A 15,327-nucleotide genomic window follows, 5' to 3' on the forward strand; every position below is an offset into this window, starting at 1 on the left:
CGGAGGCCCCGGCGCGTCCGGAGGGCGCTTCCCCGGCACAGCACGTTTGAGTTGTAGGGGTTTGTTGGAAATGTCACGCTTCGTGGAGCGGTCGGCGGCCCTGAGCACGCGGCTCGCCGCCCGCCCCGGGCCCGGGTTCCGGTCCCCGCCACCCGCAGGGAAGGAAGGCTCCATGAGCACCGACACGCTGGCCCCCGGCGGCGTCGACGAGGTCCACATCCTGTGGACCTCCGAGGGCATGAGCTGCGACGGCGACACGGTCTCGGTCACCGCCGCGACACTGCCGAGCCTGGAGGACGTCGTCCTCGGGGCGATCCCCGGCATCCCCAAGGTCCACCTGCACAACAAGGTGCTGGCCTACGAGACCGGCGAGGGCTTCACCCGTGCCTTCCACCAGGCGGCCGCCGGCGAGCTGGGGCCGTTCGTCCTGGTGGTCGAGGGCTCCGTCCCCAACGAGAACATCAACGGGGACGGTTACTGGACGTCGATGGGCAACGACCCCGACACCGGCGAGCCGATCACCCTCAACCAGTGGATCGACCGCCTGGCGCACAAGGCGTACGCGGTGGTGGCCATCGGCACCTGCGCCACCTACGGCGGCATCCACGCCATGGCCGGCAACCCCACCGGCTGCATGGGCCTGGCCGACTACCTCGGCTGGGACTTCCGCTCCGCGGGCGGGCTGCCGATCGTCAACGTGCCCGGCTGCCCGGTGCAGCCGGACAACTTCATGGAGACCCTGCTGTGGGTCCTGCACCAGGCGGCCGGACTCGCGCCGCCGATCCCGCTGGACGACCAGTTGCGCCCGACCTGGCTGTTCGGCAAGACCGTCCACGAGGGCTGCGACCGGGCCGCCTACTACGAGCAGGGCGACTTCGCGCTGGACTACAACTCCCCCAAGTGCCAGGTGAAGATCGGCTGCTGGGGCCCGGTGGTGAACTGCAACGTGCCCAAGCGCGGCTGGATGGACGGCATCGGCGGCTGCCCCAACGTCGGCGGCATCTGCATCGCCTGCACCATGCCGGGCTTCCCCGACAAGTTCATGCCCTTCATGGACGAGCCGCCCGGAGGCAGCGTCTCCTCCGGGCTGCTCAGCCGGACCTACGGGCCGCTGGTGCGCTCCCTGCGCGCCGTCACCAACCGCACGGTGAACAAGGAGCCCAGGTGGCGCCACAACCGCGCCGAGCTGACCTCCGGCTACGACCCCCGGTGGTCGGGCCGGTGACGACGCACCGCACACCGGTGCCGAGGACGCCCGAGAGGCTCGAAAGGACCGCTCCGTGACGACCAGCCAGACCGTCCCGGTCGAGCAGCGCACCCTCACCGAGGTGGCGTTCGACCCCATCACCAGGATCATCGGCAACCTGGGCATCTACACCAGGATCGACTTCCCCAACCGGGAGGTCGTCGAGTGCCGGAGCACGTCCTCGGTCTTCCGCGGCTACAGCGTCTTCATGAAGGGCAAGGACCCCCGCGACGCCCACTTCATCACCAGCCGCATCTGCGGCATCTGCGGCGACAACCACGCGGTGTGCTCGATCTACGCGCAGAACATGGCGTACGGGGTGAAGACGCCGCCCCTGGGCGAGTGGATCATCAACCTCGGCGAGGCCGCCGAGTACATGTTCGACCACACGATCTTCCAGGACAACATGGTCTTCGTCGACTACTGCGAGCGCATGGTCAAGGAGACCAACCCGTCCGTCCTGGAGCGCGCCGAGCGGACCGCGGCCCCGCGCGGCGACGTGCACGGCCACCGCACGATCGCCGACATCATGCGCTCCTACAACCCCTTCGAGGGCGCCACCTACAAGGAGGCCCTCACCATGAGCCGCCTCACCCGGGAGATGTGCTGCCTGATGGAGGGCCGGCACGTCCACCCCTCCACGCTCTACCCCGGCGGCGTCGGCACCGTGGCCACCCCCCAGGTCTTCACCGACTACCTGGTGCGGCTGATGCGCTGCATGGACTTCGTCAAGCGGGCCGTCGCCATGAACGACGACGTCTTCGACTTCTTCTACGAGGCCCTGCCCGGCTACGAGGAGGTCGGCCGCCGCCGCACGCTGCTGGGCTGCTGGGGCGCCTTCCAGGACCCGGAGGCGGTCGACTACGACTACCGGACGATGAACGAGTGGGGCAGCGCCATGTTCGTCACCCCCGGCATCGTCGTGGACGGCGAACTGGTCACCACCGATCTGGTGGACATCAACCTGGGCATGCGGATCCTGCTGGGCAGCTCCTACTACGAGGACTGGATCGGCGAGGAGACCTACGTCGACAAGGACCCCCTGGGCAACCCCGTCGACCCCCGCCACCCGTGGAACCAGACCACCCTGCCCGCCCCCCAGAAGCGCGACCTGGACGGCGGGAAGTACAGCTGGGTGATGAGCCCCCGCTGGTACGACAGGAGGACCGGCGACTTCCTCGCCCTGGACACCGGCGGCGGACCGATCGCCCGGCTGTGGGCCACCGCCCTGGCCGGGAAGGTACGCACCCCCTACGTCCGCTCCACCGGGCGCAGCGTCGAGATCGACCTGCCGAAGACCCCGGCCATGCCGGAGATGCGGCTGGAGTGGACCCCGCCGCCCTTCCCCAACACCATCGAGCGCAACCGGGCGCGGATGTACTTCGTCGCCTACGCCGCCGCGATGGCCCTGCACTTCGTCGACAGGGCGATGGAGGAGGTGCGGGCCGGACGCACCAGGGTCTTCCAGGAGTTCGACGTCCCCGAGGAGGGCGTCGGCGTGGGCTTCCACGAGGCCGTGCGCGGCGTCCTCTCCCACCACCTGGTGATCCGCGACAAGAAGATCGCCAACTACCACCCCTACCCCCCGACCCCCTGGAACGCCAGCCCCCGCGACTTCTACGGCACACCCGGCCCGTACGAGGACGCCGTCCAGGGCTGCCCCCTGTTCGAGGAGAACGGGCCGGAGGACTTCAAGGGCATCGACATCATGCGCACCGTGCGCAGCTTCGACCCCTGCCTGCCGTGCGGCGTCCACATGTACCTCGGCGGCGGGCGCACCCTGCGCCGGACCCACTCGCCGACCTTCGGCCAGGTCTCGTAGCGGGCGGCCGGACATGCCCTGGGACGACGAGTACGCGCGCGGGCAGGCGGCCCGTGCCGAGGAACTGCTGTCCGCGCTGGAGTCGCTGCCGGACAGCGCGGCGGCCGCCCGCGCCGCCGACACCGTCCAGACCCTGGTCGGCCTCTACGGGGACTGCCTGGCCCGGATCGTGGACCGACTGGGCCGGGAGGAGGGCGGCGCAGACGCGGTGCGCCGGCTGGCCGGCGACGAGCTGGTCGGCCATCTGCTGCTGGTCCACGGCCTCCACCCGGACCCGGTGGAGACCCGGGTGCGCCGCGCCCTGGCCGGCCTGAGGTCGCAACGGCGGCTCGGGGAGGACGCGGTGGAGCTGACCGGGATCTCGCAGGAGACGGCCCGCATCCGGCTCGGCGGCACCGGGCACGGCTGCTCCTCCGCCCCGCGCTCCCTGGAACAGGCGGTGCGCGAGGCGGTGGCCGCCGCCGCGCCCGAGATCGAACGGGTGGAGGTGGAGGCCGGCACGGCCCCGAACCGGCCGCCCGCCCCTCTCATCCCGGTCGGCGACCTCTTCCGCCGCCCCGCCCTCACCGCCGAGCAGGGCGGGTGAGCCGCCGTGTCCGCACCCATCACCACACCCCGGCTGCGGCGCCTGGCCCACCGCCCGGCCCGCCTTCGCGCACCGGGCGCGGACGGTGCGGAGGGCGGCCCGCCCGGGCGTCAGCGGTGCGACCTGTGCTCCGAGCCGCTGCCGGAGCCGCACCGCCACCTGCTGGACGTCCGCGCCGGCGCGGTCGACTGCGCCTGCCGCGCCTGCTCCCTGCTGTTCGACCGCAAGGAGGCGGGAGGCGCCCACTACCGGCTGCTGCCGCTCCGCAGGACCCGGCTGGACGAGGACGGGTTCGACGACGCGCTGTGGGCCTCGCTCGGCGTGCCGGTCGGTCTGGCGTTCTTCACCCGCGACGGTGAGGGCGGCGAGGTCACGGCCGGCTATCCCAGCCCGCTGGGTCTGCTGCGCTCCACCGTCGAGGCGGAACGCTGGCGCGCGGTGGAGGCCGCCGACCCGGCCGTCGCGGCGATGGCCGACGACGTCGAGGCACTGCTGGTCAACCGGGCGGGCGGCGCGCGGGAGCGGTGGATCGTCCCGCTGGACGACTGCTACCGCCTGGCGGCCGTCGTACGCACCCACTGGAAGGGGCTGGGCGGCGGGCCGGAGGTGTGGCGGCACGTCGGGGACTTCTTCCGCGGCCTTTCCCCCGGCCCGCCCCACGGTCCGCACACCGGTCCCCCGCACACCGATCCGACCCCCACCGACCCCCCGTCCACCACCTGAAGGAGGCGTCATGGCCCGTATCGCCGTAGGCAAGGCCGATGTGAGGCCCGACAGGGCGGCCCACGTCAAGGGCACCAGGCAGGGCAACCAGAAGGGCTCCTACCGCAAGACCCCCGGTCTCCTGCCCGGCGACCGCTCCACGGCCCGCCGGTCGACGGGCGTCAACGCCGGGCGCCGCGACCCGGTGATGCCCGGGATGCCGAACCTCTCCCCGTCATGACCGCGCCGTACGCGAAGCCGGCCGGCGCTCCGTCCCGGCACCTCATCCCGGCCCTCTCCTTCGACGTCACGGGCGCGGAGCCCGAGCGCCACGCCGCCGTGCCCACACTCCGCTTCGACGTGGAGATCACCCGCACCGGCGGCGGCCCGGTCCGCTCGGTCAGCCTGACCACCGCGATCAGGATCGACGTCACCCGCCGCCACTACGACCAGCGGGCGCGGGCGGCCCTGGCCGAGCTGTTCGGCGAGCCGGAGCGGTGGGCCACCACCCTGCGCCCGCTGGCCTGGACCCGGACCACGGCGGTGGTCCCCCCGTTCGACGGGGCCACCACGATCGGCCTGACGGTGCCGTGCGCCTGCGACGCCGAACTGGCCGTCACCAAGTACCTGCGCGCCGTCCCCGACGGGGAGGTGCCGCTGGACTTCCTCTTCAGCGGCACGGTCTTCTTCGACGGCGGTCAGGGCCGTCTGAGAACGGCCCAGATCTCCTGGGCCGAGGACGCCGGCTACCGGCTGCCCGCCGCCCTGTGGCACGCGCTGGTCGACCGCTACTGCGGAGGCAGCCCCTGGCTGCGGCTGTCCCGCGAGACCCACGACCGGCTCGACGCCTACCGCGCCCGCCTGACGCTGGGCACCCTGGACGACGCCGTCGGCGCCCTGCTGGACCGGGCGGACGGCCGCCGTGCCCCCTCCCCCGCCGCTTCGGGCCCCTCCGACACCCCCAGCACCTCCAGAACACCCGAGACCACCGGAGCACCATGGACGACGTGACACCGGCGGAGCGCACGGACGAGCCCGCGGGGAAGGCCGAGAAGATCGTGCGCACCTGCCTGTACGAGGGCTACCTGCTCTGGCCGTACCGCAGATCCGCGCTGAAGAACACCAAGCGCTGGACCTTCGGCGGGGTCTTCCCGCGCTCGTGCGCCGACACCCTGGGCGAGGCGCACCGGATGCGCACCCAGGTGCTGCTCGACACCGGCGGCCGCCCGGCCGACCGCACCGAGGTGGCCGTACGCGTGCGGTTCCTGCACGTCGTCGACCGCGGCGTGGTCAGGGAGGGACCCGGCGGTCCCGAGGCCGTGGACGAGCTGACCGTGGACGGCGAGCGCCACCTCGCCTGGCAGGAGGCGACCGAACGCGAGGTGTCCGTACCCGTGCGGCTGGACACCGTCCTCGGCCGGACGGTGCGCACCCGCGTCGACGTCCCCGCGGGCACCGACCGCGAACCGGTCCTGGACGCGTCGGGCCGCGCCGCCGGCGCTCTCGTCCGCCGGTGGAACGCGCTGAGGGGCACGGTCGAGGTCGGCGCCGAGCCCGTCGCGGACGGGGTGTTCCGGCTCACCGTGCGCGTCGAGAACACCACACCCTGCCCCGCGCCCGACCCCGTGGACCGGGGCGCCCGGGAGGCGGCCTGCGCCTACGCCTTCGTCTCCACCCACACCGTGCTGCACAGCCGCACCGGACGCTTCGTCTCGCTCCTGGACCCGCCCGGACGGCTGCGGGAGGCGGTCTCGCGGTGCGAGAACCAGGGCACCTGGCCCGTTCTCGTGGACGACGACACCGACACCGGCTCCGGTGACGGCGACGGCGACGGCGCGGACAGCGGCGGCTCAGGTGACGGGTCGTTCGCCCGCACCGTGCTCTCCTCCCCCGTCACCCTGTACGACTTCCCCGAGGTGGCGCCCGAGAGCCCGGGCGACCTGTTCGACGGCACGGAGATCGACCGGCTGCTGATCCTCGGTGTGATGAGCCTGACCGAGGAGGAGAAACGGGAGGCGCGGGCCTGCGACCCCAGGGCGCGGGAGATCCTGGACCGCTGCGCGGGTCTGGGCCCCGACGAACTGCTCGCCCTGCACGGCACCATCCGCGAGTTCCGGCCCGTGGGGGAGGAGGCGTGAGGGACAGGACGGTACCGGTCGGCGGGGTACGGCTGGGAAGGGGCGGACGGGTGCGGCTGCGCCCCTCCCCCGGCGCCGACATCCTCGACCTCACCCTCACCGGGCGCACCGCCGAGATCGACGCGGTCGAGGAGGACATGGAGGGCCGCCTCCACGTCGCGGTGGTCCTCGACGACGACCCGGCGGGGATCGACCTCGGCACCGTCGGGCAGGTGGGCCACCGCTTCTTCTTCTCCCCCGAGGAACTGGAACCGGCCGGACCGCCCGGGGAACCGGCCGCGCCCCGCGCCCGGATCCTGGTGGCCGGGATCGGCAACGTCTTCCTGGCCGACGACGGGTTCGGCCCCGCGGTGGCCGAGGCGCTGCGCGAGCGGCCCCTGCCCGGCGGCGTCCACGTCGCCGACTTCGGCATCCGCGGGATGGACCTGGCCTACCGGCTGCTGGAGGGGTACGACACGGCCGTACTGGTCGACGCCGCGCCCCACGGGCAGCCGCCCGGCACGGTGTCGGTCATCGAACCGGACGCCGACGCCTTCGACGACGCCCACGCCGCGCCCGAGGTGCACGCCATGGACCCGGTCAGGACGCTGGCCCTGGCCCGGCGCCTCGCGGCCGACGGCGGCGCCGGGCTGCCGCGCGTCCTGGTCGTCGGCTGCGAACCGCTGGTGCGCATGCGCGGCGACGAACCGGATGTCGCCGTCGGGCTCAGCGAACCCGTGCAACGGGCCGTCGGCGAGGCCGTCGAGCTGGTGGAGTCCCTGGTGGAGGAAGTGCTCACGGAGAACACCGGGAAGGAGGTGAACCGGTGAGGAACGGCCTCTTCATCCCCGCCGCCGTGGTGCGCGTCGCCGTGGGCGTCCTGCTGGCCGCCGCCGCGGCGACCGCCGCGGCGGGAGCGCCCTCCCTGGTGCGGTACATGCGGATCAGGGCGATGTGACCGGTACGGCGGATACGACGGCGGCCCGCCCTGCCGCGGGTCCCCTGCCGGCAGGGGACAATGGTGCCCGTTCCCGGGCCCGGCAGACGGTGCCCGCCCGCACGGCAGGAGAACGCGCCCGGTGTCCCCCAGAACCTCACCCGAGAGGCGGCGGCAGCCGCCCGCCGACGGCCGGGACCGCACAGGCCGGCGGCCCGCACCCCGCCACGCTCCGAATCCCGCCCCGGATCCGGAGCTGCGGGCCGACTGCGGCTCCTGCTTCGCGCTGTGCTGCGTCGCACTGCCCTTCGCCCCCTCGGCCGACTTCGCCGTCGGCAAGGACGCCGGACAGCCGTGCGGGAACCTGCGGGAGGACTTCCGCTGCGGCATCCACTCCCGGCTGCGGCAGGAGGGCTTCTCCGGCTGCACCGTCTTCGAGTGCTTCGGCGCGGGCCAGAAGGTCTCCCAGGTCACCTTCGGCGGACGGCACTGGCGCGAGGACCCCCGCACCGCCCGGCGGATGTTCGAGGTCTTCCCCGTCATGCGGCAGCTCCACGAGTTCCTGTGGTACCTGTCCGAGGCGCTGGAGCTGCCGCCGGCCCGCCCGCTGCGCCGCGAACTGCGCCGGGCGCTGGACGAGGTCGGGCGCCTCACCCGCGCCGGCGCCGGGGAGCTCGCGGACCTGGACGTACCGGAGGTCCGCCGCAGGGTCGACGAACTGCTGCTGCGCACCAGCGAGTTGGTACGGGCCACCGCCCCCGGCCACCGCAGGGGCCGCCGAAACCACCGCCGGGCCGATCTGATGGGGGCCCGCCTCAAGGGCGCCGACCTGCGCGGGGCCGACCTGCGCGGGGCGTACCTCATCGCCGCCGACCTGCGCGGCGCCGACCTGCGCGGGGCGGACCTGATCGGCGCGGACCTGCGGGATGCCGACCTGCGGGGCGCCGACCTGACCGGCAGCGTCTTCCTCACCCAGCCGCAGGTCGACGCGGCCCGCGGGGACGCCCGGACCGCACTGCCCCGGCGGCTGGCCCGGCCCGCGCACTGGCGGTCCGCGGCACGCGGCGGGAGCTGAGACCCCGCGCCCTCGGGTCCGGCCTCAGGCGAGCGGTTTGACCATGATGTGCTCCCGGCGGCCGTCGGGCAGCTCGTCGCCGACCGGGCCCAGGTCCTCGAAACCGTGGCGGCGGTAGAGGGCCGCCGCGCGCTCGTTGCCCGGCATCACCGACAGCCGCAGCTCCCTCGCCCCCGCTTTCCGGGCCCACCCCGCCACCGCCCGTACCAGCGCGTCCCCCACGCCCCGGCCCCGCGCACCCGGGCCGACCCACATCGAGATCAGCTCGGCCGCCTCCCCGTCCGGTTCCGCGACGCCGCTGACCTGGCCGGCCGGCCGGCCCTCCAGCAGAGCGGTGAAATGCGCACCGGGGACACCCAGCCGGGCCCGCCACCTCTCCTCACGGTCGCCGTCGCCCTGCCAGTCCGCGAGCCGGGCCCCGAACGCGTACGGCGCCTCCGCCAGGGCGGCGAGCCGCAGCCCGCGCCAGTCGGCCCAGTCGTCGGCCGTCAGCTCCCGCACCCGGACCGCGGGGGAAGGCCGCCACACGTACCGGACGTCGGGCTCGCGCTCCTCGTTGCGCCGGCCGTCGGTGTACTCCACCGCGACGAAACCGTGCCGCTCGTAGAACCGCCGCGCCGGACCGTTGACCTGGAACGTCCACAGCTCCAGCCCGTCCGGCCTCCGCCGCTTCGCCAGGTCCGCGAGCCGGTCGCCCAGCCCCCGGCCCCGCCACCCGGGGTCGAGGTGGAGCTGCTCCAGCTCCCCCTCGCCGAGCACCATCATCCCCACCACCGCGCCCCCGCACACGGCCACCCACGTCTCGCGGGACGGTACGACCACATCCCGGAACCAGGCCCGCACCTGCTCGTCTCCGTGCGCCCGGCGGACACCGGGGAGCGCCGCGGCGAAGGAGCGCAGCCACACCTCGGCCACCGCGGCGGCGTCGCGGGCCCGGGCACGGCGGATGACGGGATCGTTGCTCTCCACGACGGCGCATCCTGGCATCGGCACGGCCCCCGGCGCACCCCGATTACCCCCGGGCGGGCGATCGCCCCCTCCACGCGCCGGCGCCCCGCGGCCGCAGGCGTGCCGCGCGCGTCCCGGGGTAGGCGACGGTTGCGTCCGGGCGCCGACAGGTGGAGTCGCGAACAGGCGCCCGGGCGCCCTCGCACCGGTGGCCGGCGGTCCCCCTCCCGGCGGTCACCGGCCGCTCCCGGCGCACCCGGCCCCCTGCCCGCCACCGCTGCCCGTCCCCACCGCCCGCCACCGCCGCCGAAGCGGCCCCACGGCCGGGCGGACGACCGTAAGGAGCCACTGTGCCGGAACGGGACTCCGCCGTCCGCCTCATGCTCGCCGGCCTGCTGAAAGCCAGTCACATGACTCCCCTGGAGATGCTGCCGGTCACCGTGGCCGAGCACGCGGCGACCGCCGGACTCCAGGACGTACGGATCTACCTGGCCGACCTGCAGCAGTACTCGCTGCGCCTGCTGCCGGGCCGCGAACCGCTCCCGGACACCGAGGAGAGGGAACTGGCCGTCGAGGGAACCGTGCCGGGCCGGGCCTTCCAGTACGGCCAGACCCTGCCCGCCGCCGGAGCCGGGCCGCACGGCTACCGGTGGTGGGTCCCCCTGCTGGACGGCACCGAACGCCTGGGGGTGCTGAACGTCAGCACCGCCCTCGACGACGACCGCACCCACGAGCACATGGGGCTGCTGGCGACCCTGACGGCGCTCCTGCTGGACAGCAAGAGCAGGACCAGCGACACCTCCGCCCGGCTGGCGCGCACCCGGGAGATGAACGTCGCGGCCGAGATGCAGTGGCACCTGATGCCCCCGCGCACCTACGCCGACGGCCGGGTGGTGATCAGCGCCGCCCTGGAGCCGGCGTACCTCGTCAGCGGCGACGCCTACGACTACGCCACCGCCGGCCCCATCGTCCACCTGTCGGTCTTCGACGCCATGGGCCACGACACCGCGGCCGGGCTCACCGCCGCTCTGGCCGTGGCCGCCTACCGCAACCTGCGGCGGCAGGGGGCCACGCTCACCGAGACCGGCGAGGCGATCGAGAACATCCTGGTACGGCAGTTCGGCAACACCCGCTACGCCACCGGGATCCTGGCCGCCCTGGACACCCGCACCGGTGTGTTCTCCTGGGTCAACCGCGGGCACCACCCGCCGGTCGTCATCCGCGGCGGACGCTGGTCCACCCTGCTGCGCTGCCCGCCCGCCCATCCGATGGGCACCGGACTGGGCCTGGCCAGCACCCTGTGCCGCGAGCAGCTGGAGCCGGGCGACCGCGTGGTGTTCTACACCGACGGCATCACCGAGGCCCGCGGACAGGGCGACCGCGAGTTCGGCCTCTCCCGCTTCCTCGACTTCCTCATCCGCCACCACGCCGACGGCCTGCCCGTGCCCGAGACCCTGCGCCGTCTGGTCCACGCCGTACTCGGCCACCACGGCGGCCGGCTCCAGGACGACGCGACGGTCCTGCTGTGCGAGTGGTTCGGCCCCCGGCCCGAGGACTCCGGGCCGGCCGCGGCCCGGGCAGGTGTGCACCCCGCCTAACGGGAACCGGCGGCCGGGGGGCCGGGCCCGCCGCTGCCGGAGGGGTCCTCGCGCTCCGGCGCCGACGGCGCGCTCCGGCGCAGGACCAGAAGGGCGATGTCGTCCGCCGGGCTGCCCCCGGTGTGGGCCGCCAGCTGGTCCAGCAGGCCCGCGGCCACCTCGCGGGGAGAGGCGTCCACCCAGCCGGCCAGGCGCTCCTCCAGGGGGAAGAAGGCTCCGGCGGAGTCACGCGCCTCGGTGACACCGTCCGTGCAGAGCAGCAGCATGGCGCCGGGCGGAAGAGGGAACCGCTCGACGGTGCGGGACTCCGGCGCGAGGGAGCCCAGCCCGAGGGGCACCCCGGAGTTCCGCAACGGGACCGGCCGGACCGCCGGCCCGGTCCGCTCCCGGTACAGCAGGTACGGCGGGATGTGCCCGCAGTCCACCACCTGGACCTCCCGTCCGCCGTCTGCGTTCAGGACGAGCGCGGTGACGAAGCGTTCGGGCTCCCCGGTCTGCGCCTCGAAGGCGTTGTGCCGGACGACCGCGCTCTCCAGTGCCTCCACGACAGCGGTGAGCTCCGGCTCCCGGCCGGCGGCCTCCCGGAACGCGCCCAGTACCGCGAAGGCCGTCCCGATGGCGGGCAGCCCCTTGCCCTGGACGTCGGCGATGAGCACCCGGGTGCCGTACGGCGAGGGCATGACCTCGTAGATGTCGCCACCGACCCTGCTGTCCTCCTCCACCGGCTCGTACACGCCGTCGGCCAGGAGCCGGTCGGTGAGCAGCGGAAGAGGGCGCAGGATCTGGCGCTGCAGCGCGGCGGCGGCCGAACGCAGCCGGCTGATCTCCTCGTCCCTGCGGCTCCGCTGCCAGGCCCCGGCGACGCTCAGCCCGCCCAGCACCACGGTGAAGGCGACCGTCGAGATGTTGGCGGAGACCGTCTGGAAGGGGTCGTAGACCAGCAGCCCCACCAGGACGACGACGACCCACGCGGCGGCGACGGCGGTCTGCCGCGCCGTACCGCGGCCCGCGACGAAGGCCGGAAGGAAGATCAGCAGGGGGACCAGCCCGAGACCCCGGTCGGTCAGGTAGTCGGGCACCACCACCAGCAGCGTCACGACGACGAGCAGGGCCGCCAGGGTCCGGGAGCCGAGCCTCGCGGGGGCGTGGTCCCTCGTCCGGCTCCCGCCCACCCGCGCCCCTCCGGGGGATCGAGAGCCGCGCACCGTTGCTTCCGCACCTTTCGTGGTCGGGTTCCGCCGGGACGGCCCGTGCCGCGCGGGACGGACCCGGTGTCCCAACCCTCCCCCATCCCCCGGCCGTACCGGGGGATTCGCACGCCGCGTCACCCGTGCGCACCAGCACCGTGCCCCGACACGCCGACGGCCGCCGCGGAACCGCCCGGCCCGCCGGGCGGTTCCGGCCTTCTGTCGCGGGCCGGGGAACTGCGCGATCCTCGCTCCATGACCAGACGCAGCGCAGGAACACGACTCCGTGCCAAAGCCCGCTGGTGGCCGCTCGCCGCAGGCCTCGCCCTGACCCTCACCTGGAGCTTCCCGGCCGGAGCGGAGGACCCCGCCGACGCCGGGCTGGCAGCCGCGCTCGACCGCGTCCTCGCCGACGACCGGCTGTCCGGCGCCGCGGCGGGCGTGGTCGTCGGCGACGCCGAGACCGGCCGCGTCCTCTACGAGCGCCGGCCCGGCGACCGGCTGATGCCCGCCTCCAACGCCAAGCTGGCGACATCGGCCGCCGCGATGGAACTGCTCGGCCCCGGGTACCGCTTCCGCACCGACGTGCTGACCGACGGCCGGCGCCACGGCCCGGTGCTCCACGGCGACCTGTACCTGCGCGGCACCGGCGACCCGACCATGCTCGCCGAGGACTACGACCGGCTCGCCGCCGAGGTCGCCGCCTCGGGCATCAGACGCGTCACCGGCCGGCTGGTCGCCGACGACACCCGCTTCGACGACCGGCGCCTGGGCCGTGCCTGGGCCGCCGACGACGAGTCCGCCTACTACTCCGCGCAGATCTCCCCGCTGACCGTCGCCCCCGACACCGACTACGACGCCGGCACCGTCCGCGTCCGCGCCGTCCCCGGCGAGAACCCCGGTGACAGGCCGGAGGTCACCCTGACGCCGCCCAACGACTACGTCACCGTCGACGTACGCGGCACCACCGTCGCCGAGGGCGGGCCCGACACCCTCTCCATCGAACGCGAGCACGGCGGCAACACCATCGTGGTCGACGGGGACATACCCGTCGGGGCGGATCCCACGGTCTCCTGGACCAGCGTCTGGGAGCCCACCGGCTACGCCGCCGCCGTCTTCGCCGACGCGCTCGCCGACCACGGGGTGCGCGTCTCGGGCGGCACCCTCCTGGGCCGGGCCGCTCCCCGCGGCGCCAAGGAGGTGGCCGAGCACCGCTCGATGCCGCTGAGGGAGTTGCTCCTGCCGTTCATGAAGCTCTCCAACAACAACCACGCGGAGGTGCTCACCAAGGCCATCGGCCACAAGACCTCGGGCCGCGGCACCTGGAGCGCGGGGCTGTCGGCCGTGACCGGCTATCTGGAGAGCGAGGGGCTGGACACCGCCGCCCTACGCCAGGTGGACGGCTCGGGCCTGTCCCGGATGAACCTCATGCCCGCCGGGCAGCTCGCGCGGCTGCTGGCGTCGGTACGGGACGAGCCGTGGTTCGGCCAGTGGTACGACTCCCTGCCGGTGGCCTGCGAGAGGGACCGCATGGTGGGCGGCACCCTCCGCTCCCGGATGTGCGGCACCCCGGCCGCGGGCAACGTGCGCGCCAAGACCGGCTCGCTGACCGGCGCCTCGTCCCTGTCGGGTTACGTCACCGGCGCCGACGGGCGCGAGATGTTCTTCAGCGTCGTCCTCAACAACCACCTCGCCTCCTCCGTGAAGGACGTCGAGGACGCCGTCGCGGTCACCCTGGCCTCGCACGGCGGGCGGGAGGGGGACGGCGGGAACGGCGTGGAGCGGGCCGCCCCGCGCTCCGCACCGCCCGGCACTCCCCCCGCGGAACTGGAGTGCTCCTGGGCCAAGCCGCGCAGCTGCTGACGCACTCGGCGGTTTCCCCGATGGCATCCTGATCGCCGCGGACGGAGGGCCCCGCGGCACGAGGCCCCCGTGACGGGAGACGACGGAAGGACGGCGCATGGCACATTATTTCCAGCATTCCCAACGGGCGCGGGAGCTGGGGATCGTGGCGGACGGCGACGAGCCGGGCCCGTACAACGCGATCACCGACGTGCCGGGCGTCGCGGTCGGACACACCACCGTCCGCAGGGAGCCCGATGTGCACACCGGGGTGACCGCCGTCGTCCCGGCGGGCATCGGGCCCCGGCCCGGCGGCACCGTGCTGCCCGCCGCGCTGTTCACCGCCAACGGCTACGGCAAGCTGGTCGGCGCCACCCAGCTCGCCGAGCTGGGGCAGCTGGAGTCGCCGGTCGTCCTCACCTCCACCCTCAGCGCCTTCCGCGCCGCGGACGCCGTGGTGAGCTGGATGCTCGCCCGCCCCGAACACGCCGGGGTGCTCTCCTTCAACCCGGTGGTCGGCGAGTGCAACGACGGGTACCTCTCCGACATCAGGGCCCGGCCGGTGCGCGAGGAGCACGTGCTGGCCGCGATCGAGGGGGCCGCGGGCGGGCCGGTGGCGGAAGGATGTGTCGGCGCGGGCACGGGCACCTGCGCGCTGGGGTTCAAGGCGGGGATCGGCACCGCCTCCCGGCGGGTCTCTCTGGAGCCGGCGGGCGCGGTCCGGGTGGGCGTGCTGACGCAGGCCAACTTCGGCGGGACGCTGCGGATCGCCGGTGCCGCCGTCCTCCCGGAGCCGGCCGGCCCGCCCGCGGACCCGGATCCCGGAGAGGACGGCTCGTGCATGGTGGTCGTCGCCACCGACGCCGCGCTGGACGCCCGGCAGCTGGGCCGGCTGGCCCGGCGCGCGGTGTTCGCGCTGGGCCGGGTCGGCGCCTCCTACGGCCACGGCAGCGGGGACTACGGGCTCGCGTTCAGCACCTCCCCCCTTCGCGGCGGCGTGCCGGCGGCGGTGCCCGACCGCTGCCTCGACCCGCTGTTCGGCGCGGTCCTCCGGGCGGTCGAGGAGTCGGTGCTCAACGCCCTGTGCGCGGCGGTCACCACGACCGGCCGGCTGGGCCGTACGGTGCCCGCGGTGCCGGTGGACCGGCTGCGCGAGCTCGCCGGAAGGGTTTCCTCGTCCGGCGCGTGACGGCCGGCGTACGGCGGCCGGGGGCGGCGCGGGAAAGCGGGTACGCGTATGCGGGCACGGCACGCACCCTCCCGGAAA

The 15,327-nt window shown here is 74.4% G+C and carries 15 protein-coding genes and 1 pseudogene; 13 read left to right on the forward strand and 3 right to left on the reverse strand.

Annotated elements, in window-relative coordinates:
- Positions 1-172: 172 nt before the first annotated feature.
- The 10 genes from BMY40_RS11110 to BMY40_RS11150 all read left to right on the forward strand — a co-directional run bounded on the left by BMY40_RS11110 (position 173) and on the right by BMY40_RS11150 (position 8,485).
- A complete protein-coding gene (locus tag BMY40_RS11110; RefSeq protein WP_093658188.1) occupies positions 173-1,225 on the forward strand; it encodes an NADH-quinone oxidoreductase subunit B family protein in 1,053 nt (350 codons plus the stop codon).
- A 55-nt stretch (positions 1,226-1,280) separates the two neighbouring features.
- Positions 1,281-3,068, forward strand: coding sequence for a nickel-dependent hydrogenase large subunit (locus tag BMY40_RS11115; RefSeq protein ID WP_093658190.1), 1,788 nt, complete (start codon positions 1,281-1,283; stop codon positions 3,066-3,068).
- Positions 3,069-3,081: 13 nt separating this feature from the next.
- Positions 3,082-3,654, forward strand: a complete 573-nt coding sequence (locus BMY40_RS11120; RefSeq protein ID WP_093658191.1) for a NifU family protein — start codon at positions 3,082-3,084, stop codon at positions 3,652-3,654.
- A 6-nt stretch (positions 3,655-3,660) separates the two neighbouring features.
- Positions 3,661-4,377, forward strand: a complete 717-nt coding sequence (locus BMY40_RS11125; RefSeq protein WP_177213960.1) for a DUF5947 family protein — start codon at positions 3,661-3,663, stop codon at positions 4,375-4,377.
- Positions 4,378-4,387: 10 nt separating this feature from the next.
- Complete coding sequence (locus tag BMY40_RS11130; protein WP_093658193.1) at positions 4,388-4,597, forward strand: hypothetical protein; 210 nt, start codon at positions 4,388-4,390, stop codon at positions 4,595-4,597.
- The gene (locus tag BMY40_RS11135; protein ID WP_177213961.1) at positions 4,594-5,367 is read left to right on the forward strand and encodes a DUF6084 family protein; all 774 of its coding nucleotides are present in this window, start codon (positions 4,594-4,596) and stop codon (positions 5,365-5,367) included. Before BMY40_RS11130 ends, BMY40_RS11135 begins: the two co-directional genes overlap by 4 nt.
- Positions 5,355-6,494 (forward strand): hypothetical protein, encoded by a 1,140-nt coding sequence (locus BMY40_RS11140; protein WP_093658195.1) that lies wholly within the window; start codon positions 5,355-5,357, stop codon positions 6,492-6,494. The genes BMY40_RS11135 and BMY40_RS11140 overlap by 13 nt, the downstream gene beginning before the upstream one ends.
- Positions 6,491-7,303, forward strand: coding sequence for a hydrogenase maturation protease (locus BMY40_RS11145; protein WP_245770005.1), 813 nt, complete (start codon positions 6,491-6,493; stop codon positions 7,301-7,303). Before BMY40_RS11140 ends, BMY40_RS11145 begins: the two co-directional genes overlap by 4 nt.
- A complete protein-coding gene (locus tag BMY40_RS28945) occupies positions 7,300-7,431 on the forward strand; it encodes a hypothetical protein (protein ID WP_281250763.1) in 132 nt (43 codons plus the stop codon). The genes BMY40_RS11145 and BMY40_RS28945 overlap by 4 nt, the downstream gene beginning before the upstream one ends.
- Before the next feature lie 121 nt (positions 7,432-7,552).
- Positions 7,553-8,485 carry a pentapeptide repeat-containing protein gene (locus BMY40_RS11150; RefSeq protein WP_093658197.1) on the forward strand — a complete coding sequence of 311 codons (933 nt, stop codon included), beginning with the start codon at positions 7,553-7,555 and terminating at the stop codon, positions 8,483-8,485.
- A 24-nt stretch (positions 8,486-8,509) separates the two neighbouring features.
- Here BMY40_RS11150 and BMY40_RS28555 read toward each other — a convergent pair whose 3' ends face one another.
- Both BMY40_RS28555 and BMY40_RS28560 read right to left on the reverse strand, forming a co-directional pair.
- Complete coding sequence (locus BMY40_RS28555) at positions 8,510-9,013, reverse strand: GNAT family N-acetyltransferase (protein ID WP_342745071.1); 504 nt, start codon at positions 9,011-9,013, stop codon at positions 8,510-8,512.
- A pseudogene (locus BMY40_RS28560) lies at positions 9,002-9,454 on the reverse strand (N-acetyltransferase family protein); the annotation flags it as partial. The pseudogene BMY40_RS28560 and the gene BMY40_RS28555, both read right to left, overlap by 12 nt.
- Positions 9,455-9,813: 359 nt before the next feature.
- Here BMY40_RS28560 and BMY40_RS11160 point away from each other — a divergent pair.
- On the forward strand, positions 9,814-11,031 hold the full coding sequence (locus BMY40_RS11160) for a PP2C family protein-serine/threonine phosphatase (protein WP_093658588.1): 1,218 nt from the start codon (positions 9,814-9,816) through the stop codon (positions 11,029-11,031).
- On the opposite strand, the gene BMY40_RS11165 is transcribed toward BMY40_RS11160, so the two are convergent.
- Positions 11,028-12,236, reverse strand: a complete 1,209-nt coding sequence (locus tag BMY40_RS11165; protein ID WP_245770006.1) for a PP2C family protein-serine/threonine phosphatase — start codon at positions 12,234-12,236, stop codon at positions 11,028-11,030. The genes BMY40_RS11160 and BMY40_RS11165 overlap by 4 nt on opposite strands.
- Positions 12,237-12,473: 237 nt before the next feature.
- On the opposite strand from BMY40_RS11165, the gene dacB reads away from it, so the two are divergent.
- Together dacB and BMY40_RS11175 are read left to right on the forward strand one after the other, a co-directional pair.
- Positions 12,474-14,081, forward strand: a complete 1,608-nt coding sequence (gene dacB / locus BMY40_RS11170; protein WP_093658203.1) for a D-alanyl-D-alanine carboxypeptidase/D-alanyl-D-alanine endopeptidase — start codon at positions 12,474-12,476, stop codon at positions 14,079-14,081.
- A gap of 97 nt (positions 14,082-14,178) precedes the next feature.
- Positions 14,179-15,249, forward strand: a complete 1,071-nt coding sequence (locus BMY40_RS11175; RefSeq protein WP_093658205.1) for a P1 family peptidase — start codon at positions 14,179-14,181, stop codon at positions 15,247-15,249.
- Positions 15,250-15,327 lie beyond the last annotated feature (78 nt).

Source organism: Streptomyces radiopugnans (assembly GCF_900110735.1).
Lineage (GTDB): Bacteria > Actinomycetota > Actinomycetes > Streptomycetales > Streptomycetaceae > Streptomyces > Streptomyces radiopugnans.